This window comes from Rathayibacter sp. PhB179, from assembly GCF_004345345.1.
GTDB classification, from domain to species: domain Bacteria; phylum Actinomycetota; class Actinomycetes; order Actinomycetales; family Microbacteriaceae; genus Rathayibacter; species Rathayibacter festucae.
Genome location: NZ_SLVD01000001.1, coordinates 740,995 through 762,448 on the forward strand (window position 1 = coordinate 740,995; position 21,454 = coordinate 762,448).

Genomic DNA, 21,454 nt, shown 5'->3' on the forward strand with positions numbered 1-21,454 from the left:
GTGAAAGGAACAGACCAATGAACCGCAAGCTGGCAACGGTGCTCGCCGCGGGCGCGGGGCTCACCCTCGTCCTGTCCGGATGCTCCTCCGACGCGGGGACCGCGGGAGAGGCCGCCGGCACCCCCGGCGCCTCCGAGGGCGGCCTCATCTCGATCATCGTCAACGACCCGGCCAACCCCTACTGGCAGACCGAGGGCGACGTCGCGTCGGCCGAGGCCGAGGCGCTCGGCTACACCGCCAACGTGGGCGCCTCGAAGGGCGACACCAACACCGAGAGCACCCTGATCGACACCGCGATCACCAACAAGTCGGTCGCGATCATCCTCGACCCGGCCAACGCCTCCGGCTCGGTCGGCGCGGTGAAGAAGGCCGACGCGGCGGGCATCCCCGTGATCCTGGTGAACGCCGAGATCAACGAGACCGGCCTCGCGAAGGCGCAGCTCGTCTCGAACAACGCCCAGGGCGCGGCCCTCGGCGCGCAGCAGTGGGTCGCCGACGTCGGCGACACCGCGAACTACGCGGAGCTGTTCGGATCCCCCTCCGACAACAACGCGCAGACCCGCTCCAACGGCTACGCGACCGTGATCTCGCAGTACCCCGGCCTCGTCGAGGTCGCGAACCAGGTCGGCAACTGGGACCGCACGCAGGGCCACGACAAGATGCAGTCGATCCTGCAGGCCAACCCGGACGTCACCGGCGTCATCTCCGGCAACGACGAGATGGCGCTCGGCGCGATCGCAGCGCTGAAGGAGGCCGGCAAGCTCGACCAGGTCAAGGTCGGCGGCTTCGACGGCTCGCCCGACGCGGTCGACGCCATCAAGGCCGGCGAGCTGCAGTACACCGTGCTCCAGCCCGTCGCGACCTTCGCCAAGGAGGCCGTCCAGCAGGCCGACTCCTTCCTCCGCACCGGCGAGACCGGCGCCTCGGAGGAGAAGCAGGCCTTCGACTGCATCCTCATCACGAAGGACAACGTCGACAAGATGACGGCCCCCTTCACCCTCTCCGAGTAACCCACCCGTCTCTCCTCCCTCCGCGAGATGCCACTTGTGAGCGCCTTTCACGGCGTGTCGCGCTCACAAGTGGCATCTCGCGGAGGGGGAGGGGACCTGCACGACGCCGAGGAAGAGGGCACAATGACGCACGTGACTCCGCCGCCCAGCGCCCCCCGGCGCTCCGACACCGTCAGGTTCCCCCTCGACGTCGTCTACCAGGCGGCGCGGATGTACTACCTCGAGGACGCGACCCAGGTCGAGATCGCCGCGCGGCTCGACGTCTCGCGCCCGACCGTCAGCCGCCTGATCGCCGAGGCCCGGCGCCTGGGCCTCGTCCGGATCAGCGTGATCGACCCCTTCGTCGACGAGAACACCGGCCTCGCCGACGCCCTCCGCGAGGCGCTCGGCCTGAACGCCGTGCACCTCGCCCCCGTGACGCACGCCGCCACCCTCGGCCGCGACCTCGCCGTCCCGGTCGCCGCCGCCCTCGCCGACATGCAGCTCGGCGTCGGCGACGCCCTGCTGATGTCGCTCGGCCGCACCGTGCACGACCTGGCCAGCTCGGGGATGCTGCCGCCGCTGCCCGGAGTGACGATCGTCCCCGCCGTCGGCGGCCAGGCCGAGCCGCAGTCCTGGTTCCAGACCAACGAGATCACCCGGATGGCCGCCGCCGCGACCGGCGCCCGCTCCAGCTTCCTCTTCGCGCAGGCCCTGCCCAGCCCGGCGATGCGCTCCGGACTCGAGGCCGACCCCGCGTTCCTCCAGGTGATGGACCTCTGGAGCAGCGCCAAGGGCGCCCTGCTCGGCATCGGCGCCCCGACCGCCACCCGCCACGAGCTCTCCTCCGGCCTGCCCAGCGACCGGCACCTCTTCGACGAGGCCGCCGGCGACGTCTGCCTCAACTTCTTCCGCGCCGACGGCTCCGCCGTCGAGTTCCCCGGCAGCGAGCGCATGGTCCGCGTCTCCCGCGCCGACCTCGCCGCCCTCCCCCACGCGGTCGGCGTCGCCGTCGGCGTCGACAAGGCCCCGAGCATCCTCGGTGCGGTCCGCGGCGCGCTGATCAACGCGCTGGTCACCGACGCGGTGACGGCCCGCGCGGTCCTCGCGGCGGTCTGACGCCGGCCGCGGGCGGCGGTCAGGCCAGCGTCGTGGGCTCCAGCGTCACGGGGTAGGACAGCGGCGGGAGGTCGACCGCGGTCGGGCAGAAGGACGTCGAGCCGAGATCGACCTGCGTGGTTCCCGGAGCGCCGGGGACCGCGAGCACCATGACGGTCGCGGCCGTCGGCGCGCACGAGCCGGTGGTGTCGGTGAGGAACGTGAGGTAGGCGTGCCCGCCCGGCTCGACCGTGACCGGCTCCCCCGAGAACTGCTCGCCGGAACCCGCCTGGACCACGGTGTCCACCGGGGCGCCGGCGTCGTCGAGGAAGGTCACCTCCGGAGTGCCCTGCAGCACGCAGGCGCCGGTGCCCGCGTCGGTCAGCTCCACGATCACCGTCACCGTGTCCTGCACCTCGAAGGTGGACGTGGCGGCGAGCGCGCACGCCTCGGCGACCGCCGAGGGCATGGTCGTCGCGCTCGCGGTGCCGCCCGGAACGGGGCCGGCGGACGCGGTGCCGGCGGACGCAGTGCCGCTGGCAGCGGTGCCGTCCGGAGCGGTTCCGTCCGGATTCGGCGCCGTGCAGCCCGCGATCCCGACGGCGAGGAGGACGGCCACCCCGCCGAGAGCGCACGCACGACCGGGCTTCATCGCGGACCTCGCACGATCATCGGACGCTCCTTCGCAGCACGGCCCCGCCGGAGGCCGCTTCACCGTGCCGGCTCTCCCCGGGCCTCCTCCCAGTGTGCGCGCACGAAGGGAGGAGCGGTAGTGGCCCGCTGACGCAAAACGACAGATGGCGAATAGCGCGCCAGAAACCTACTGTGGAGGGGCGGTCGAGGAGTGGGGGCTCCGGTGACACCGCGGGCGGACCGACGCGGGCGTCGGTGCCGAGGTGCTCTCGGCCGCATCGGGGGACTGCGGCCGGGAGCACCAGCCCTCGCCCCCGGGGATCGACCCGTGGGCCCGCTCCGCCCTACGCTTCGACGATGACACGCACTGACGCGCCGGGTCGTCCTCGCAACACGGTCGGGCTGATCGGCTTCTTGCTCGCGGTCGTCCAGACGCTGACGCAGATCCTGCTCGCCGGGGTCACCACCGCGATACCGGTGCTCGCCTACGGCAACGGCATCGACGCGACGAGCATCGGCGCGCTGTTCGCGGGCATCGCCCTCGTTCAGCTGCTGCTCGCCGCCGCCACCACCGGGCTCGGCGTCGCCGGCGTGGTCCGCCCGGGACGCCCGCGGATCCTCGCCGCCATCGCGCTGGGCGTCGGGGCGCACGGCGTCCTCGTGGGCCTGGCGACGCTGGTCCTGCCCCCGCTGGTCGGACTCGTCCTGCAGTGATCGCGCCGCGGTCTGCGACGGCCGCGGCGTCACCGGCCCGCCGGATCACGACCGCCCCGCGTCGCCCCCGGTCGTCCGATTCCGGACATGACCGCTAGAGGACGTTGCCTCCACGACCCGGAGCCTGCCACTGTCGCAGAGCGACCGACGACGGTCCACGACTCGAAGGACCGGAGTTCACCGATGAGCGATTCCCTGTCGACCGATCACCCCACGAGCGAGATGACGCCTGAGGTGCTGGCGGCGTTCAGCGACGCCTGGTCCCGCCACGACCTCGAGGAGCTGATGAGCCACGTCACCGACGACTGCGTCTACGGCGCGTCCGTCGGTCCCGAGCCCGGCCGGACCTGGTCCGGGAAGGAGCAGGTCCGCGAGGGCTTCGCGCTGATGCTCGCCTTCGACACCGGCCAGGAGCGGCACGAGGAGGGGGAGCCCCTCATCGCCGGCACGCGCGGCGCGGCCACCTGGTCCTTCACCGGGACCGGCCCCGACGGCGAGCCCCAGGTCACCCGCGGCTGCGACATCTACGAGTTCCGCGGCGGCAAGATCGCCCGCAAGGACGCCTTCCGGAAGGTGTACAAGGCCGACGCGCCGGAGTGACCCTCGAGGAGCTCCGGCCCCTCACACGACGACATCGTCCTCGCTCTGGATGTCTGCGAGACACCTCTGCGAGCGGCCATCTTCTCGGCGCGGACGTCTCGCGACAGATCGGGACGATGCTCTCCTGCATGCCTGCTCGCCCGAGCCGCTGACAGGTACACTCAAGGCAGCCCGGGCCGATGAGTCCCGGGAAGTGAACCCGAGACCCGTCCGGAATGGACGCGGCGCTCGGGTTTCGCGCTTTCAGGACCTGAGGTCGATCACCTCGCCGATCATCGGCTGAGCGCGTCGCCGCCAGTCGCCACCGCGAGCCCACGCCCACCCCACAGCATCCGGAATCGCGAGCAGTGGCTCGCTTGTCCCGCCGCTGTCCGCGAGGCGAATCGGCGTCATGTTGGTCGAGCAGCCCCGCAGGGGCGTATCGAGACCCGCCGTGATCAGCAGGGCAGGTCTGCAGACTCCCCTTCTGACGCTGGTGGATCTCGATACGCCCGCTCCACGGGCTACTCGATCAGCATGCCTTCACCCGAGCGATCCCGGCGACTCCAGGCCTGTTCCGCCAGCCTGAGCGTGCCAGCCACCACCTCCGGCACGCGATCCCAGCTCCGGCACGCCGTTCCGCGCGGAACCGGCGAGCCCAGGCCTTTTCCGCGAGCCTGAGCGCGCCCGCCACCACCTCCGGCACGCGAAACGACCTCCGGCACGCCGTTCCGCGCGGATCCAGCGCGCCCGAGCCGATTCCGCGAGCCCGAGCTCACCCTCCGTGAGGCGAACCGACCGCCCGCACACCGATCAGCGAAGAATCTTGCGGCGCGGATGAACGCTCGCGGGGGCCGGGCAGTACCCCTCTTCGAGTCGCCGATCTGCGGCGACCGGAAGTCTCGAGGAGTTCATGATGAGCAGGACCTTGAAAGTCGGCATCACCGCTGTCGCCGTCGCGAGCGTGATGGCCGTCGCCCCCGTGCTGGCCGGCGCGAGCACTGTCGCTCCCGCCGCCGCGACCAGCGATGCCAGCAGCGCTCTGGTCAGCGCCGCCCGCTCGGTGGCCGCCAAGCTGCGCGTCGTCGGTCTCGCCGACGAGGGCACGGCGCTCGTGCAGTTCAACCCCCTCAAGCCCGGCACGGTCTCCGGCAGTGTCGCCGTCACCGGTCTGACCGGCGGCGACACCGCGCTCGTCGGCATCGACTACCGCGTCCAGGACGGCGAGCTCTACGGCGTCGGGAACACCGCGGCGAGCGCCGGCGTCTACTCCATCGACGCGACCACCGGCGTGGCCACCCCGGTCACCCGCCTCACCGTGGCGCTCAGCGGCACCACCTTCGGGGTCGACTTCAACCCGGCCGCCAACGCCCTCCGCGTGATCAGCGACACCGGCCAGAACCTCCGCCAGCCGTTCGCGACTCCGGGTGCCGCGACCGTGGCCGACGGCGCGCTCAGCTACGCCGCGCCCGCCGTCGCCACCGGCGTCAACGGAGCCGCGTACACGAACAACGATCTCGACCCGAACACGGCGACGACCCTCTTCGTCCTCGACACGGCGCTCGACCAGATCGCGATCCAGTCCCCCGCCAACGCCGGCACGCTGGCGCCGACCGGGAAGCTCGGCGTCGACGCCGCCGGTGTCACCGGCTTCGACATCTACTCCGTCCTGCGCAACGGCGGCTCGATCGGCTCGATCGGCCTGGCCGCGGTGAACGGCTCGCTCTACGAGGTGGGCGTGCTCAACGGCACGGCCACCCGCCTCGGCACGATCGGCGCGGACGTCACCGACATCGCGATCCCGCTCGTCCAGCGCTGACCCCACCGGTCAGGCACGGCACCGACGCCGGCCGGCGCTCCACGAAGAGTGCCGGCCGGCGTCCTGCTCGGCATCGACGTCACTGCTCCGAGGGGGCCGTGCGCGCCCGGAGGACGCCGAGGGCGACGAGCCCGGCGGCGAGGCCGGCCAGGGCGAGCCCGGCGACGCCGACCGCGCCGGAGAGCTGCTCGGCCCCGACCGTCGTCGCGCGGACGCTCGTGATGCTGCCGGCGACGAGCGCGCTGAGGATCGTGCCGCCGGCGGCGATGCCGACCGCGGTCGCGAGCTCGCTCGCCGTGTCCACGAGGGCCGCGCCGACGGAGGTGCGCTCGGCCGGGAGCCCGCGGAGCACGTTCGTCCCCGCGACGACGCCGACCACGCGCATCCCCGCCGCGACGAGCACGAGGGCGACCAGCACCCCGCCGTAGCCGAAGCGGCCGAGCAGCCCGAAGACGGCGAGCCCGGCGACCACGGCGCCCGCGCTCAGCGCGGCGGCGCGCTCGAGGCCGACGCGCGCGACGAAGGGGCCGACGAAGCGACCGCCGGCGAGGAGGACGACGACCTGCGGGAGCAGGCCGAGCGCCGCGGCGGCCGGACTCCAGCCCCAGGCGAGCTGCAGCTGGAGCGTGACCAGGTAGGACAGCCCGCCGACGGCGAGACCGGTCGCGGCCTTGAACGCCAGTCCGCTGGAGACGAGCGGCAGGGCCACGAGGCGCAGGTCCAGCAGCGGATGCCGGGCGGTGCGCTGGCGGAGCACGAAGCCGGTCCCCGCGAGGACCGCCGTCGCCACGGCCGCCCACGGCGCCCACGGTCCGATCCCGGTCCCGGCGCCGTCGGTGCCCGTGGATCCGGTGCCGACGAGCAGCGTCGGCGCGACGAGGGCGGCCGCGATCGTCACCGTGCCGAGCAGCGCGCCGACGACGTCGACCGGGTCGCGGTGCAGGTCGTCCGGGGCATCGGCCGGCACGCCCAGGCGGATGCCGATCAGCGCGAGCACCGCGATCGGCACGTTCGCGAGCAGGAGCACCTGCCACGGCGCGACCGCCAGCACGAGACCACCGGCGGTGGGGCCGACCGCGAGTCCGACGAGCCCGGCGGTCGAGACGACGGTCAGCGCCCGGACCCGGAGGTCGTCGGTCCCGAACAGGCGGAAGGCGAGCGCCATCGACCCGGGCGTGGTCATCGCCGCCGCGACCCCCATCACGGCCCGGACGGCGATGAGCTGCTCCGTCGTCGTCACGGCCGCGGTCGCCAGGCTCGCGGCGGCGAGCAGCACCAGGCCGGCGAGCATCACCCTGCGGCGTCCGAAGCGGTCGGCGATCGCGCCGAAGAGGAGCATGAGGCCGCCGAACGCGACCGAGTAGGCACCCGTCACCCACTGCAGGCCCGCGGTCGACGCGTGCAGCTCGCGACCGAGCGTCGGCAGGGCGACGTTCAGGACCGAGTTGTCGAGCATCTCGAACAGGAAGACGGCCGAGAGGCCGGCGAGGGCGATCCAGGCGTCGCGCAGGCGGCGGGGAGCCGTGTCTCGCGGGGCGGATCGGGGGGTGTCGAGCACCATGGGCGCACTCCTTCACAGGGAAGAAGTGGCGGATCTCTCGATGCCGCGTGCGCGTGCAGACCGGCGCGGCCTGCGTTTTACCTCAGATGCGACGACCGTACACCCGACACGGGGGTGCGCGCGACGAGCGCCCCGCGGCACCGTCCGCCGAGGACCAGGAGGCGCCCGGGCGGGGATACCGTCGTGAGCGGGCCGAGCGGGTGGCGCTCGGCGAGACGAGGAGCGAGCGCATGCTCGCCAGACATCGGGACCGCGAGCCCGTGATCCATCCGACCGCCTCCGTCGCGTCGTCCGCCGTGATCGTCGGCGCCGTCCGCCTCGGGCCGGGCGCTCGCGTCCTCCACGGAGCGGTGCTCTCGGCGGAGGACGGCGAGATCGTCGTCGGCGAGGACACGATCGTGATGGAGAACGCTCTGATCCGCGCCCGGGCGGGCCACCCGGTGAGCATCGGGGCGGCCGTCATGATCGGCCCGCACGCGCACGTGAACGGCAGCACCGTCGAGGACGAGGCGTTCATCGCCACGGGCGCCTCCCTCTTCCCCGGCAGCCGCATCGGCGGCGGCGCCGAGGTCCGGATCAACGCGGTCGTGCAGGTGAACACCGTCCTCGAGCCGGGCGCCGTGGTCCCGATCGGCTGGGTCGCGGTGGGGACGCCGGCGACGATCCTCCCGCCGGAGCGCCACGAGGAGATCTGGGCGATCCAGCGCGGGCTCGACTTCGTCGGGACCGTCTACGGCGTCGGCCCCGGAGTGTCGATGCGCGAGCTCATGCGGCAGCAGTCGGCGTTCTACGGCGCCCACCTCGGCGATCAGGAGATCGACGGCCGCGAGCGCTGAGGGCCCGGTCCTCCCGCGGGTGGATCTTCATACGCCCGCGGTGCGGGCTACTCGATCAGCATGAAGCGCAGCCGGCCGGCCCCATGCTGGTCGAGTAGCCCCGCAGGTGCGTATCGAGACCCACTGTCGCCAGCACGGCAGGCCTGCAGACCTCTGTTCCGACACCGGGGGGATCTCGATACGCCTGCGGTGCGGGCCACTCGATCAGCACGAGACGGCCCCTCGCGGCCGCGAAGGCGACCGGGGTCGTCCGGATCAGTGCGCCGCGTCGTACGCGGCCTGCACGTCCGAGGGCACCCGGCCGGAGCGCGGGACCTCGTAGCCGTGCCGCCGCGCCCAGTGCCGGATGGCGGCGAGCATCTCGGGGCTCTTCCGCCCGGCGCTCGCGGCGATCGACGTCACCCGGGAGCGGGCCGGCGCCTCGGACAGCGGCCGGGCCGCGTCCACGAACGGAGCGAGCGCGCGGTGCAGGTGCCCGATGTTCGCCGCCGACAGGTCGATCTCGTACGCGTCGTCCCCGACGGAGAAGGACACCGTCCCGCCGCGCCCGGCGGCGATGGGCGCACCGGTGAGATCGTCCACGAGCACGACCTGGGAGACCACGGATCCGACGACCTTTCACGGGAGGAGCAGTGCGACCGGACGGACGCACGCGCACGTCCATGGAACCAGATGCGGGCGCACGGTGGGGCCCGGCGCGGTCATGCTCCTCCGATCAGGTCGCGGCACCGTGGAGTCGGGTCCAGGTGGCGGTGCGTCCGGCCCCGTCAGACCTGACGACGCCGGCGACGCGGAGCTGGTCGAGGGTGAGGCGGATGGTCTGATCACTGACGCCGGGGAGGGCGGTGCGGATGTCGGCGATTCGGAACGTGGCGGCGGCGTGATTCGTCACGTAGTCGCGGACGCGGTCCTGCTTGCTCCCCGTGGACCGGTTCGCGGCAGTGATCTCGCCGAACCGGTCGTAGGAGTCGTTCAGGACGGCGACGAAGTAGCGCAGCCACGGCCAGGGGTCGTGCCGACCCGCGTGCCAGTCGTGGGTCGAGGACAGGAGACCGGCGTAGTAGGCGTCGGCGGTCTGAGCGATCCGGTCCTCGAACGAGACGTACCGAGTGACGTCGTAGCCGACGTCCTGCAGCAGGGCGTTCGTGACGGCCCTGCTGATGCGGCCGTTGCCGTCGAGGAAGGGGTGGATGGTGAGCAGGTCGAGGACGAACAGGCCGATCAACAGGACGGGGTGGTGCCGATCAGCAGCGATCGCCCCGCTGTAGCGGGCGATGAGCTCGTCGAGGTAGTACGGCGTCTCGGACGGAGCGACAGGCGTGAAACGTGTCGTCGTGCTGCCGTCGGGGTGGCGATCGACGACGAGGTTCGCGGAGGACTTGAATCCGCCGCCGGGTACGTCGGTGTAACGGAACAGCAGGCGGTGCAGGTGCAGCAGCAGGCCGATGTTCAGCGGGCGCCACGACTCCTGGTACAGGTAGTCGAGCGCTTCGCGGTAGCCGGCGAGCTCTTGCTCGCTGCGGTCCCGCAGACCGTGGACGTCTCCGGAGAGGATGGCGGCAGCTCGAGCCTTGTCCGCCACGACGACGCCTTCGATGGCGGAAGACGCTTCGATGCTGGCGACTCTGGCTCTCGCGGCGAGCGACGTGAGCAGCGCGGGAAGCTTGTCGCGGAACAGCGCCTCGCTTCCCCGGCCGGTGTCGACCACCCGCAGCGAGGTGACGATGTCGAAGGGCACCGAGCCGATGAAGGTGTCGAGGTCCTCGAACGATCTCATCAAGCTCCAGAAATCCGCTAAACCTACTAATTTCGCCACCAGATTAGAACCTTTAGCGGTTCCCTGGGGGATCAGCGCCTAGCTGTGGCGCGCAGCCCGTCGGGCGAGCACCCGACATGACGCCCGACTGGAGCGCACTCGCCTTTCTCCGTCTCCTCAGAGACGTGGCACGGGCGCACGAAGTCAACTAAGTTGACTTCACTGCTCGACCGCCTAGAAGGAGGACGCATGTCCACGACCGCCCCACTCACCGCCCAGAGCTCGATCGGGGAATGGCTGAACCACCCCGAGGGCTCCGCACTCATCCGCGACGTGCTCGGCGGCGCCGCCGGCGGCTTCGACGAGGCGAAGCTGGCGCCGGTGCGCTCGCTGCCGCTGCAGCAGCTGGTCGCGCTGAGTCAGGGGCAGCTCCCGCAGAGCGTCGTCGACGATCTGGTGCTGCGGGCGAACGGCGGCGTCGTGCCCGAGGCCGTGGAGAGCACGGGCTGGCGCGAGAGCGTCACCCCCGGGCGCTTCGCGGGGAGGACCGTGATCGTCACCGGCGCGGCGTCCGGGATCGGCCGCGCCACCGCCTCCCGCATCGCCCGCGAGGGCGGCCGGGTCGTCGCCGTGGACATCTCGGCCGAGCGGCTCCAGGAGTTCGCGGCCTCGCTGCCGGACGCCGAGATCGTGCCCGTCGCCGGCGACATCACGAAGCAGGACGACATCGACGCGATCGTCGCGGCGGCCGGCGAGCGGATCGACGGCCTCGCCAACATCGCCGGGATCAACGACGACTTCTCCCCCGCCCACGAGACCTCGGACGCGGTGTGGGACCGGGTGATCGCCATCAACCTCACCGGCAGCTTCAAGCTCTCCCGAGCCGCGCTCCCCGCGATGCTCGCGGCCGCGGCCGGATCGATCGTCAACGTCGCCTCCGAGGCGGGACTGCGCGGCAACGCGTCCGGCAACGCCTACACGGTCTCCAAGCACGGCGTCGTCGGTCTCACCAGGAGCGCCGCGTTCATGTACGCGGGCAGCGGGATCCGCGTGAACGCCGTCGCGCCCGGCGGTGTCGCCACCGGCATCCCCTTCCCGCCGAACGTCTCCGAGGCCGGCAGCGCCCGGCTCGCCCCGTTCCAGAGCGCGATCCCCTCCGTCGCGTCGGCGGAGCAGCTGGCGGCGTCGATCACCTTCCTGCTCAGCGACGACGGCGTGAACATCAACGGGGCGATCCTGCCCAGCGACGGCGGCTGGTCCGTGCAGTAGTCAGGCGGATGCCGGCGGGCCGGACCGGTCCGCGGGAGTGAGCAGGCCCTGCAGCGCGTCGCCGTAGCGCTCGACGATCTGCTCGTGGTCGGTGGCGAGGAGCACCTCGTCGCCGACCACCCACATCGAGTGCAGCAGTCCGCCGACGAGCGCCGCCGCCAGGCGTGCACGCAGGTCCGCGTCCGGCCCCGTCATGCGGGCCCGCAGCGGAGCCACGAACGCCTCCTCGTGCACGGCGTGCAGCCGGGCGCCGATCGCGGGCTCGCTCCCCCCGCGCACCAGCGCGAGGAACACGGCCTGCGTGTCGCGCTCGTCCGCGAGCAGGGAGGCGACGAAGCTGCGCCCGAAGTCCCGCAGCGGCACGTCCAGCTCCGGGCGGTCCTGGATGCTCACCTGCATCACGTCGAGGAACAGCGCCTCCTTCGACCCGAACCGGCGGACGACGACGGCGGGATCCACCTGCGCCTCCGCCGCGATCTCGCGGACGGTGACCCGCGAGTAGCCGCGCTCCCGGAACAGCCGCTCCCCCGCCGCGCGGATGCTCGCGCTGAGGGCGGCAGGAGAACGGCGAGGCACGGTGGTCGATCGTATCCGAACGGCTGCACCGGCCCTCCGGCGATGACAGCCGCTCCCGCACGACTCCCCACTCCGGCGGAGCGAGGCGCCGGCCCTCCGCCGTAGCGCGACCCCGCAGGGGGCGCGACAGGCACGGACGACCCGGTGCCCGACTGCGGAGTCGGCGCGAGCCCGATGCTCGTCGTCTTCACGAGGACACCACCCCTGTTCCGACGACCACGATCAGGAGGGCCGACGGTACCGGGCGCCTCCGGCTGGTCCAAGACGGCCTCTTTCCGAGCACCGCCCCGCCCGGCGGTCGATTCGGACGACAGCACGGCGAGGAAGGGGCCGTCCGCGTCGATTCGGTCACCCGCTCAGGGAAGGGCGGGCCGGCGGGCGTGATGCAACTGAGACCGGCGACAGCTGAACGGCGGATGTGGAGCAGCCCCCGGCGCTGGTAGACATCAGCCAGATGCTCTGCGAGCCCGCAGTCGATGCCTCTCCTCCCCCTTCTCCGGACCAGGACAGGCGGCGGACGGCGGCTCGACGACCCGCATCGCGCCCGCCACCACCGATCGAAAGAGCACTGCGATGACGCCTTCCCTCTCCCGTCCCCTCGCCTCCGGCCTCGCCGCTCTGGCGCTGACCGGCGGCCTGCTCGCCGGCGCGGCTCCGGCCTTCGCCGCGAGCGCGCCGCCGGCGATGACGACGGCCTCCGAGGCCGCCGTCTACGAGCCCGCGAACCTCAGCCCCGGATCGCAGCTCGTCAAGGGACAGGGACTCCTCTCCGCGAACGGCGCCGTCCGCTTCGTGCTCCAGGACGACGGCAACGCGGTCGTCTACAACGCGGGCCGGGCGACCTGGAGCTCCGGCACCCAGGGCCGCGGCGAGCGCCTCGTCATGCAGACCGACGGCAACCTCGTCATCTACGACGCCGCCGGCCGTCCCGTCTGGTTCACCGGCACCAGCGACTTCGGTTCCACGCTGTGGATCCAGGACGACGGCAACCTCGTCGTCTACCGCTACAGCGGCTCCCCCGCCTGGGCCAGCAGCGTCAACGGACGCATCGCCGCCCCGGACGACCCGATCCTCGAGTCCGGGCAGACCCTCTTCGCCGACCAGCAGCTGACCGCCGGACCCGAGAGGGCGGTGATGCAGGCCGACGGCAACTTCGTCCTCTACGGCCCGCAGGGAGCGCGCTGGTCCACCGGCACCAGCGGCGTCGGCAACCGCCTCGTCATGCAGACCGACGGCAACGCCGTGGTCTACGGCGACGGCGAATCGGTGAAGTGGGCGTCGGGCACCGCGGGGAACCCGGGGGCCGAGCTGTACCTCGGCGGCGACGGCCTCGTCATCGACGGCCCGCGCGGACCCGTCTGGACGAGCCTCAGCCAGACCCGCCGCGACACGCTGCGGGACGGCAGCGTCCTCGTCAGCGGCGACCAGCTGACCTCGACGAGCGGCGCCTGGCGCGCCGTGATGCAGGCCGACGGCAACTTCGTGGTCTACGGACCCCGCGGCGCCGACTGGTCCACGGGCACGTCGATCCGCGGCAGCTTCCTCACTCTGGCCGGCGACGGCTTCCTCGTGATGAACGCGCCGGGCACCCAGGAGGGCGAGGGCCACTGGGGCAACGTCCCCGACGTGCTCTTCAGCACCGGCCCGTTCCGCCTCGTCATGCAGAACGACGGCAACCTCGTCGAGTACGACGCGACCGACCGCGTCATCTGGGCCAGCCGCCGCTGACCCCGGCGCTCCGCGCGAGCGCGAAGGCCCGCCTCCCGACCCGGGGGCGGGCCTTCGTGGCCTGCCGCGTCCCCCGGGCGCTGCGCCGCCCCCTGCTGACCGAGGAGCGACCGCAGGGCGCGCATCGAGATCCGGCGTCACCGAGAGGGGTGGGTCTCGAGACGCCGCTGCGCGGCTACTCGACCAGCATGCAGGGCCGCGCGTCGGCTGCGGGCGCCCGGGGAGGTCGGACGCCGCAGACCCGACGTCGACCGAAGTGGGCAGGGTCGCCTCAGCGCGCCAGCAGCCCGAACGACCCGATGACGACCGGCACCACCGCGACGGCCAGCAGGAGGTAGGACAGCACGAGCCCCACCGTCGACTCGCGGCGAGGACCCTCGCGTCGTCGCGCCACGTGGCCGACGACGACGCCGGCCAGCGGGAGGACGTACTGCAGCGTCGTCGCGATCCCGATCACCAGGGGATCGCCCCGCCACAGGTGAGCCACCGCCAGGTATCCGATCGCGTACGACGCGACGGCGAGAACGCCCAGCACGAGCGAGGCCCGCGTCCACCCGCGTCCGGTCCGCCGTGCGGTGCCCGTCTCCTTCATCACACTCATGCCTCCACTGTACGAAGCGACCCTCGCTGTCCACTGGCTCGGACCCGCACGAGGGCGAGGCGGAGGCGCGACGGCTCCCTCACTCGAGCCAGCCGGTGATAGCGCCGACCACGCGGTCGAGATCGGACTCGAGCAGGAAGTGCCCGCCGTCGACGAGCTCGACCTGCGCGTGGGGCGCGTCGCGCGTGAAGGCCCGAGCACCGGCCGCGGCGAAGATCTCGTCGTTGCGCCCCCAGACGGCGAGGACGGGGACCCGGGACGTGCGGAGCCAGGCCTGCACGGCGGGGTACAGCTCGCGATTGGTGGCGTAGTCGCGGAAGAGGGCCAGCTGCACGTCGTCCTGCCCGGGGCGGGCGAGGAGCGCGAGGTCGTGCTCCCAGGCGTCCGGGTCGACGGTGCCGGGGTCGGGGACACCGTGGGTGTACTGCCACTCGACGGCCTCGCGGCCGAGGGCCGGCCGGAGGGCGTCGCGCGTCGCGTCGGTCCGCTCGTCGGCGTCGGCCCAGATCGGATCCCAGAAGCCGGGGACGAAACCCTCCTCGTAGGCGTTGCCGTTCTGCGAGATCACGCCGACGACCGCGGCGGGGTCGGCGAGGGCGAGGCGCCAGCCGACGGGGGCGCCGTAGTCCTGGACGTAGATCGTGTACCGGGACACCCCGATGGTCTCGAGGAAGCGGCCGGTCGTCTCGGCCAGAGCCGCGAAGGTGTAGTCGAAGTCGTCGACGGAGGGCGCGGACGAGCGTCCGAAGCCGATGAGGTCCGGGGCGATGACGCGGTAGCGCCCCGCGAGGGCGGGGATCAGGTGGCGGAACATGTGCGAGCTGCTCGGGTAGCCGTGCAGCAGCAGGAGGACGGGGGCGTCGACGGGCCCGGCCTCCCGCCAGAAGACGTCGAGCCCTCCCACGGAGACGGTGCGGTGATGGACGGTGACCATGACTAACCCTTTCAACTAGGTTTACTGGTTAGCAGGACGCTAGCATGGAGGGACGGGCCACTCGGCGCGGGAGAGCGGGGAGCGATGGACCGGGACGAGGAGCTGCTCCTGGCGGTGCTGAACAGCGCGCCCGTGGTCGACGGCCGGCCGACGGACGACCTCGGTGACGCGTCTGGGCCGGAGCTCGCGCGACAGTGGGGCGGCGTCGGCACCGAGCACGAGCTCGAGCGGCTGCGCGGTGCCCGCGACGCGCTCCAGGCCGTCGTGCGCTCGGGCGCACCCGCGGCCGTGGCGGAGCTCTCGGGCGTGATCGCCGACGCCGTGCGCACCCCGCGCGTCACCGCCGAGGGCGTCGAGTGGGAGCTGAGCGCTCCCGAGGCCGATCGCCTCGCGGTGGAGGCGGTCCTCGCCTGGTCGACCGTCAGCGCCCGGTTCCCGGGGCGGCTCCGCGCCTGCGCGAACGACGAGTGCAACCTCTTCCTCCTCGACCGCAGCCGACCCGGCACCGCGAAGTGGTGCTCGATGGCCACCTGCGGCAACCGGATGAAGGCCCGCGCGCACGCGAGCCGGTCGCGGGGCTGACGGCGCCCGCCCGAACCCCACCGGAAGCGGTCCGCACAGCACCGACCGGGCGGCCTCGCCCCTGCCGGTGACGGTGCCGGGGGTCGCCGACCGGAGGAGGCGGAACTTCCGGCCGGGCCTCCCGTCCGATCCCCCACCGGGACGGCGCCCGGCCCAGGGTCCTGGTGTGAGCATCGAGTACGACTCCCTCCCGCCGAGCGGTGAGCCGCCCGCGGAGTGAGCGCCTCGGGCTCGGACGGCGACCGCGCCGCGCTCCGCGCCGCCTGGCAGGAGTACCGGGCGCTGCCCGCCGACGCCCGCCCCCGCGCCTGGGGGTCCTGGCCGGACGGCGCTGCGGTCGACCCTGGGCGCGCTTGACTCTGACGCTGCGTCAACCCGTAGCGTCGCTTCCGTCGCCCCGGGATCCGCCCGGGAGACGGGAACGGAGGACGCGGTGGAGCACGAAGGGCCGGCGCAGGAGTGGTCCGCGCACGAGGTGGCGCGGCTGGCCGGCACGACCAGCCGGACGCTGCGGCACTACGGCGCCGAGGGGCTGCTGCCGCCGAGCCGGCTGGGCGCGAACGGGTACCGCTACTACGACGCGGCCGCGCTGGTGACGCTGCAGCGGATCCTGCTGCTGCGCGACCTCGGTGTCGGGCTGTCCGAGATCGGGCGGATCCTGCACCGCGACACCGAGCCGGCGGTCGCCCTCGAGCGGCACCTCGACGTGCTGCGGGAGGAGCGCCGGCGGCTCGACCGCCGCATCCGCGCGGTCGCCGGGACCGTCGCGGCGATGAGAGAAGGGAACGGGCCGATGGCCGAGGAGATGTTCGACGGGTTCGACCACGCGGAGCACCGCGAGGAGGTGGAGCGCCGCTGGGGCGCGCCGGCCTACGCCGACGGCGATCGCTGGTGGCGCTCGATGACCGCGGAGGAGCGGGAGCAGTGGCTCCGGCGGCAGGCGGACCTCGCCGGCGCCTGGACCGCCGCGGCGGCGAGCGGCGCGGACCCGGCCGGCGAGGAGGCGCTCGCGCTCGCCGAGCGGCAGCGGGCGTGGCTCGCCGACGTGCCGGGCACGCCCCGCGACGCGTCCGGCGCTCCGAGCGACGAGTACCTGCTCGGCCTCGGCGAGATGTACGTCGCCGACGAGCGCTTCGCTGCGCACTACGGCGGAGTGGCCGGCGCCCGCTTCGTCCGCGACGCGCTGCGGACGCTCGTCGAGCGGGAGGGCTGACGCGACGGCGCGTCCGGCGCCGCACCTCCGGCTCGCGGAACCCCCTCCGGCACGTCGATCCGCGCGTTTCCAGCGAGCCCGAGCGCACTCCACGAGCCGGAGCACACCCGCCACCACCTCGGGCACGCGATCCGCCCTCCGGCACGTCGATCCGCGCGAATCCCACGAGCCCGAGCGCATTCCGCGAGCCGGAGCGCACCCGCCACCACCTCGGGCACGCGATCCGCCCTTCGGCACGTCGATCCGCGCGAATCCCACGAGCCCGAGCGCATTCCACGAGCCGGAGTACGCCCCCACAGGGGATCTGCGGATCTGCACTCTCCGCAACGGGTCCTCGATGCGCGCCACGGCTCGGCAGGACCACGGCCGCCGAGTTGGATGGCAGGATGCTGACCCTCCTCCCGCCGACCTCGGAGCCCTGGACGGTCACGGGTCTGGGCCGCACCGACGACGGTCCGCTCGACGAGGTGCTGATCGCCGTCGACCGGGCGACGCCGGAGCCCCGCGTCACGATCCGCACGATGCGGCGCACCGGCACGCGGCTGGGACCTCGGGGCTCCGTCCACGGGACGGTGACGGACTCGGTCGCGACCGCGAGCCTGGCCGTCGGCTGCCTGCTCCTGGACGTGCTGCCCACCGATCTGCCGACGCGCGAGGCGCGCGCCGCGATGAGGGCGACGGAGGAACGAGCCCAGGCTCTCGCCCGCGACCGGGACGGGTGGAACGTCACCGCGCTCCCCCTCGACGGCGTCGATTACGCCCTGTTCACCCGCAGCATCCCCGAGGGGAGCGTCGCCCACTCCGACCTCGGCTGGGCCACGGTCGCGATGTGGAGCCGCGGCCCTCTCCACGAGGGCCCCTTCCGTCTGGCGGACGTCGAGCCGGGCGACGACCTCGGCGAGGACTGACACGACCGATCCCCGTTCGGGACCGCGCGGCGCTACTGTTCGGGCATGATCTCCCCCGAGCACTTCCTGGCGTTCGCCCTCGCGTCGGTGGCCCTGATCGTGATCCCCGGGCCGAGCGTCCTCTTCACGATCAGCCGGTCGATCGCCTACGGACGCCGGGCGGGGGTGCTGAGCCTGCTCGGGAACGCGCTCGGGATCATGCCGGCCATCTTCGCCGTGGCCTTCGGGGTGGGCGCCGTCGTGGCGGCGTCGGTCGTGGCCTTCACCGTCCTCAAGCTCGCGGGGGCCGTCTACCTGGTGTGGCTCGGCGTGCAGGCGATCCGCCACCGCCACGCGCATGTCGGCGCCTCGACCACCGCCCCGGCGTCGTCCTTGACCCTCCTGCGCCAGGGTTTCGTCGTCGGACTCACGAACCCGAAGACCGTCGCCTTCTTCGTCGCCGTCCTCCCCCAGTTCGTGGATCCGGCCGCCGGCCCCGTCTGGGCGCAGCTGCTGCTGCTCGGCTTCACCTTCCAGGCCCTCGCGCTGGTCTGCGACAGCGTCTGGGCGCTGGCCGCGGGCACCGCGCGCTCGTGGTTCGCGTCGTCGCCGAAGCGGATGTCGACCCTCACCGGCACCGGCGGCGTGATGATGATCGGCCTCGGCGGCACGCTGGCGCTGACCGGGTCCAAGAGCTGATCGGGTCCGCGGGCTGACCGGCGAGGTCCCGGCAGCGCGAAGGCCCGCTCCCGGATCCGGGGGCGGGCCTTCGCGGTCGAGATCGTCCCGGGAAGCTACACGCCGCGGCTGGCCCAGACGGCGACGCCGAGTCCGTCGTACTCGACGAGGTTGCCGTCGTTCTGCATGACAAGGCGGTAGGGCTCGCCGGTCTCACTCGGCTTCGGCATGTTGGACCAGTAGCCCTGGCCCTCGCCGGAGCCGGGGGCGTAGACGACGAGGTAGCCGATGTCCAGGCCGACGATGCTGCCGGGGATCGAGGTGCCGGTCGACCAGTCGGCGCCGCGGGCACCGTAGACGACGAAGTTGCCGTCGCGCTGCATCACGGCCCGCCAGGCGCCGTTCGCCGAGGTCAGCTGCTCGTTGCTCAGCAGGAGGTAGTTGTTCTGCAGCGTGTCGCGGCGGAGCTGTCCGGAGCTGCTCCAGAGCGGACCCCGATCGCTGGCACCGATGACGAGGTTCCCGTCGCCGCCGAGGGACATGGTGGCGCCCGGGTTGCCGGCGGTTCCGGAGGACCACTTCACCGAGCCGTCGGCGCCGTAGATCACGGCGTTGCCGTCGGTCTGCATGACGAGGCGGTTGCCGGCGCCGCTGGTGCCGGTGAACCACAGCGGGGTGCTGCCGGTGTAGACGACGAAGTTGCCGTCGGCCTGCATGATCGCGCGGCTCGGTCCTGCGGTCAGCTGCTGGCCGGCGGCGAGGGTCTGCCCGGACCCGAGCGTGAGGACGTCGGGCGCGGCGATGCGGCCGTTGACGAAGCTCGCCCAGGCGGGGGTGCCGGTGGCGCGGTAGACGACGAGGTTGCCGTCGTCCTGCATCCGGAGGGTGGAGCCGGGGTCGTTCGTCCCGGTGAACCAGACGGGACGGCCGGTGGCGTCGTAGATGACGACGTTGCCGTCGGCCTGCATGATCAGGCGGTCGCCGCGGCCCTGGGTGGCGGACTGCCAGACGACGCCGTAGGTGGCCAAGACGACCGCGTTCCCGTCGTCCTGGAACACGAAGCGGAAGGTGCCGTCGGGGGAGACGAGCGACTGGCCCCTGGTGAGCTGCTGCCCGGCGGTGAGCACGGATCCCTCGGCCGCGGCCACGGCGGCGGCCGTGATCGCGTGCGGCGCGCTCGCGGCGAGGGCCGGAGCCGCGCCGGCGAACAGGCTGCCGGTCAGCGCCAGAGCGGCGAGTCCGGAGACGAGGGGACGGGAGAGGGAAGGCGTCATCGCGATGCTCTTTCGGCTGGTGGTGAGTGGTGAGAGACGGGCGATCGAGCGCGGTCCGCGGGCTCGCCGCACATCCGACCGATGTCTATCAGCGCGGTGCCCGGGTGCACATCCGTCGTCCGGGGGGCGCCGATCTCGGTTGCATCACGACCGCGGGGTGGGGGCGAGACCGCCCTTCCCAGCAGTGCCTGCTCGCCCCCCTCCGGAGTCAGCCGACCTCGACGCGGCTGCCGAGGAGCCGGCGCAGCCGGGACAGCCGGTTGCGGACCGAGCCGACCTGCACGTCGAGCTGCGCGGCCGCGTCGGCGTAGGAGAGGTCCTCGACCAGGCAGAGGCGGAAGATCTGCTGGTCGATCTCGGGCAGCCGCGAGACGGCCCGGGTGACGTCCTCGAGCACGAGACGGGCCTCGACGAGGCGCTCGGCGGAGAACGCGGTGCCGACGTAGGCGTCGGGCTGCTCGCGGGCGACCTGGCGGATCGCGGCGCGCAGGACGTTGTTGCACTCCAGCCGCGTGGCGACGAGCAGCCACGGCAGGGCCGAGGTGCCGACGAAGTGCGTGCTCGCGCGCTTCCGCCAGAGCGCGAAGAAGACGCTCTGCAGCACGTCCTCCGCGTCCTCCTCGCTGCGCAGCCGCGCGACGGCGTAGCGGTAGACGGCCAGCGCGTGACGGCGGTAGAGCACGCCGAACGCGTCGCGGGACCCTCCCGCCAGCTCGCTCAGGAGGGCGACGTCGTCCGCGGCGGCGCTCTCGTCGGTCATCGCGACTCGAGAGCGTCGAGGCCCAGACGGGCGCACCACTCGGCGTCGGGCTCGTCGCGCGCAGTCGGGAAGACGGCGGCGAGACCGTCGGGGCGGACGCAGACGGCGCTGACCGACTCGTCCGAGCCGCACATCGAGGTCGCGAGTGCGACGCGCTGCGTGATCTCGTCGGGCAGTCCCTCGACCATGATCGCCACCGCGAGATCGGGCTCGTTCAGGTCGGCTGTCGCATAGCAGGCGGCGCCGTCGCGGACGGTGCGGGAGGTGGCGGCCTCGAAGGTGGTGATCCCGGCCGCCACGCCCGCGGCCACGACACCGAGCCCCACGAGCACGCCGACGGTGCGCCGCTGCCGCGAGACTCGCGTCGCCCTGGTGATCCGCACCTCGAGGCGCTCCTCGACGCGCGCGAGCACCTCGTCGTCCCGAGTCGATGCCGTCATCAGTCCCCCCTCTGAACACTCTCACTCGGTAACGTCCGCGGCGCCGCTTTCGTCTCACCGGAATGCGACAGCCTTCGGGGCGACTCCGGGACGAGTCGTAGGGTTCCGGTCATGGAGCAGACCCCCTCCCCCGACCGCCCAGTGGATCCGCATCGAGCCCAGCTCGACGCACGATGGGCCGACTACCTGCGCACCCGAGCGCAGGCCGACGACCACAGCGACTGGTTGCTGGAGGCGATGGGCGGATACCGCGACGAGATCGTGCACTTCGGCGGGCAGCTCCTCAACGACGTCGCGATCCGGGAGTGGGACGAAGCACGCGCGCGCCGTGCGTACGACCGGTACCGGGCGGCCGCGGACGACTACGACCAGAACCCCGCCGCCTGGGAGGCCGAGTTCTGGCGACGGATCCGAGAAAGGTCCGAGGAGGCCGAACGCGAACGACGCCGTGCGGAGAAGTGATCGCCGATCGAGGTGGAGTGTCGTGTGGCGCCGGACGACACTAAATCGGTGACTCCTCTTTCGCA

24 protein-coding genes are annotated in these 21,454 nt (G+C 72.8%); 14 read left to right on the plus strand and 10 right to left on the minus strand.

The features are described 5' to 3' along the window. Positions 1–17: 17 nt before the first annotated feature. Positions 18–1,010 carry a D-ribose ABC transporter substrate-binding protein gene (locus tag EDF43_RS03440; RefSeq protein ID WP_132435498.1) on the plus strand — a complete coding sequence of 331 codons (993 nt, stop codon included), beginning with the start codon at positions 18–20 and terminating at the stop codon, positions 1,008–1,010. 123 nt (positions 1,011–1,133) lie between these two features. Continuing rightward, the gene (locus EDF43_RS03445) at positions 1,134–2,108 is read left to right on the plus strand and encodes a sugar-binding domain-containing protein (RefSeq protein WP_132435500.1); all 975 of its coding nucleotides are present in this window, start codon (positions 1,134–1,136) and stop codon (positions 2,106–2,108) included. A 19-nt stretch (positions 2,109–2,127) separates the two neighbouring features. On the opposite strand, the gene EDF43_RS03450 is transcribed toward EDF43_RS03445, so the two are convergent. Beyond that, a complete protein-coding gene (locus EDF43_RS03450) occupies positions 2,128–2,739 on the minus strand; it encodes a DUF4232 domain-containing protein (RefSeq protein ID WP_132435502.1) in 612 nt (203 codons plus the stop codon). Between the two features lie 338 nt (positions 2,740–3,077). On the opposite strand from EDF43_RS03450, the gene EDF43_RS03455 reads away from it, so the two are divergent. From EDF43_RS03455 to EDF43_RS03465, 3 genes are all read left to right on the plus strand, one after another. After that, positions 3,078–3,434, plus strand: coding sequence for a hypothetical protein (locus EDF43_RS03455; RefSeq protein ID WP_132435504.1), 357 nt, complete (start codon positions 3,078–3,080; stop codon positions 3,432–3,434). Between the two features lie 183 nt (positions 3,435–3,617). Continuing rightward, positions 3,618–4,034, plus strand: a complete 417-nt coding sequence (locus tag EDF43_RS03460; protein ID WP_165909001.1) for a nuclear transport factor 2 family protein — start codon at positions 3,618–3,620, stop codon at positions 4,032–4,034. Positions 4,035–4,929: 895 nt separating this feature from the next. Further along, positions 4,930–5,832 (plus strand): DUF4394 domain-containing protein, encoded by a 903-nt coding sequence (locus EDF43_RS03465; protein ID WP_207901615.1) that lies wholly within the window; start codon positions 4,930–4,932, stop codon positions 5,830–5,832. A 79-nt stretch (positions 5,833–5,911) separates the two neighbouring features. Here EDF43_RS03465 and EDF43_RS03470 read toward each other — a convergent pair whose 3' ends face one another. After that, the gene (locus EDF43_RS03470) at positions 5,912–7,393 is read right to left on the minus strand and encodes an MFS transporter (RefSeq protein ID WP_132435508.1); all 1,482 of its coding nucleotides are present in this window, start codon (positions 7,391–7,393) and stop codon (positions 5,912–5,914) included. Between the two features lie 230 nt (positions 7,394–7,623). Here EDF43_RS03470 and EDF43_RS03475 point away from each other — a divergent pair, with 230 nt between their 5' ends. After that, positions 7,624–8,229 (plus strand): gamma carbonic anhydrase family protein, encoded by a 606-nt coding sequence (locus tag EDF43_RS03475; RefSeq protein WP_132435510.1) that lies wholly within the window; start codon positions 7,624–7,626, stop codon positions 8,227–8,229. Between the two features lie 255 nt (positions 8,230–8,484). On the opposite strand, the gene EDF43_RS03480 is transcribed toward EDF43_RS03475, so the two are convergent. Next, entirely contained in the window at positions 8,485–8,832 is a 348-nt protein-coding gene (locus EDF43_RS03480; protein WP_123736025.1) for an Lsr2 family protein, read from the minus strand. A gap of 112 nt (positions 8,833–8,944) precedes the next feature. Then, positions 8,945–10,006 (minus strand): Fic family protein, encoded by a 1,062-nt coding sequence (locus EDF43_RS03485; RefSeq protein ID WP_123736026.1) that lies wholly within the window; start codon positions 10,004–10,006, stop codon positions 8,945–8,947. A gap of 228 nt (positions 10,007–10,234) precedes the next feature. On the opposite strand from EDF43_RS03485, the gene EDF43_RS03490 reads away from it, so the two are divergent. Then, on the plus strand, positions 10,235–11,254 hold the full coding sequence (locus tag EDF43_RS03490; protein ID WP_123736027.1) for an SDR family NAD(P)-dependent oxidoreductase: 1,020 nt from the start codon (positions 10,235–10,237) through the stop codon (positions 11,252–11,254). Here the strand turns inward: EDF43_RS03490 and EDF43_RS03495 are convergent, their stop codons facing one another. Continuing rightward, positions 11,255–11,830: a TetR/AcrR family transcriptional regulator gene (locus tag EDF43_RS03495; protein WP_123736028.1), complete on the minus strand. Its 576-nt coding sequence runs from the start codon at positions 11,828–11,830 to the stop codon at positions 11,255–11,257. A gap of 573 nt (positions 11,831–12,403) precedes the next feature. Between EDF43_RS03495 and EDF43_RS22090 the strand changes: the two genes are divergently transcribed. Continuing rightward, positions 12,404–13,558 (plus strand): hypothetical protein, encoded by a 1,155-nt coding sequence (locus EDF43_RS22090; RefSeq protein ID WP_132435512.1) that lies wholly within the window; start codon positions 12,404–12,406, stop codon positions 13,556–13,558. Between the two features lie 271 nt (positions 13,559–13,829). On the opposite strand, the gene EDF43_RS03505 is transcribed toward EDF43_RS22090, so the two are convergent. Both EDF43_RS03505 and EDF43_RS03510 read right to left on the minus strand, forming a co-directional pair. Further along, on the minus strand, positions 13,830–14,159 hold the full coding sequence (locus EDF43_RS03505; RefSeq protein WP_132435514.1) for a hypothetical protein: 330 nt from the start codon (positions 14,157–14,159) through the stop codon (positions 13,830–13,832). Between the two features lie 79 nt (positions 14,160–14,238). Continuing rightward, the gene (locus EDF43_RS03510) at positions 14,239–15,093 is read right to left on the minus strand and encodes an alpha/beta hydrolase (RefSeq protein WP_132435516.1); all 855 of its coding nucleotides are present in this window, start codon (positions 15,091–15,093) and stop codon (positions 14,239–14,241) included. Between the two features lie 84 nt (positions 15,094–15,177). On the opposite strand from EDF43_RS03510, the gene EDF43_RS03515 reads away from it, so the two are divergent. From EDF43_RS03515 to EDF43_RS03530, 5 genes are all read left to right on the plus strand, one after another. Beyond that, entirely contained in the window at positions 15,178–15,675 is a 498-nt protein-coding gene (locus EDF43_RS03515; RefSeq protein WP_132435518.1) for a CGNR zinc finger domain-containing protein, read from the plus strand. Between the two features lie 216 nt (positions 15,676–15,891). Further along, entirely contained in the window at positions 15,892–16,032 is a 141-nt protein-coding gene (locus tag EDF43_RS21690) for a hypothetical protein (RefSeq protein ID WP_165909002.1), read from the plus strand. Between the two features lie 76 nt (positions 16,033–16,108). Beyond that, on the plus strand, positions 16,109–16,888 hold the full coding sequence (locus EDF43_RS03520) for a MerR family transcriptional regulator (RefSeq protein WP_132435520.1): 780 nt from the start codon (positions 16,109–16,111) through the stop codon (positions 16,886–16,888). A 386-nt stretch (positions 16,889–17,274) separates the two neighbouring features. After that, entirely contained in the window at positions 17,275–17,796 is a 522-nt protein-coding gene (locus EDF43_RS03525; RefSeq protein WP_132435522.1) for a hypothetical protein, read from the plus strand. Positions 17,797–17,841: 45 nt separating this feature from the next. Next, positions 17,842–18,474: a LysE family translocator gene (locus tag EDF43_RS03530; protein WP_132435524.1), complete on the plus strand. Its 633-nt coding sequence runs from the start codon at positions 17,842–17,844 to the stop codon at positions 18,472–18,474. 95 nt (positions 18,475–18,569) lie between these two features. On the opposite strand, the gene EDF43_RS03535 is transcribed toward EDF43_RS03530, so the two are convergent. The 3 genes from EDF43_RS03535 to EDF43_RS03545 all read right to left on the minus strand — a co-directional run bounded on the left by EDF43_RS03535 (position 18,570) and on the right by EDF43_RS03545 (position 20,927). Then, entirely contained in the window at positions 18,570–19,727 is a 1,158-nt protein-coding gene (locus EDF43_RS03535) for a hypothetical protein (RefSeq protein WP_132435526.1), read from the minus strand. A 208-nt stretch (positions 19,728–19,935) separates the two neighbouring features. Further along, positions 19,936–20,487 carry a sigma-70 family RNA polymerase sigma factor gene (locus EDF43_RS03540; protein ID WP_132435528.1) on the minus strand — a complete coding sequence of 184 codons (552 nt, stop codon included), beginning with the start codon at positions 20,485–20,487 and terminating at the stop codon, positions 19,936–19,938. After that, a complete protein-coding gene (locus tag EDF43_RS03545; RefSeq protein ID WP_132435529.1) occupies positions 20,484–20,927 on the minus strand; it encodes a hypothetical protein in 444 nt (147 codons plus the stop codon). The genes EDF43_RS03540 and EDF43_RS03545 overlap by 4 nt, the downstream gene beginning before the upstream one ends. Positions 20,928–21,038: 111 nt before the next feature. Between EDF43_RS03545 and EDF43_RS03550 the strand changes: the two genes are divergently transcribed. Next, a complete protein-coding gene (locus EDF43_RS03550; protein ID WP_132435531.1) occupies positions 21,039–21,389 on the plus strand; it encodes a hypothetical protein in 351 nt (116 codons plus the stop codon). Positions 21,390–21,454: the final 65 nt, after the last annotated feature.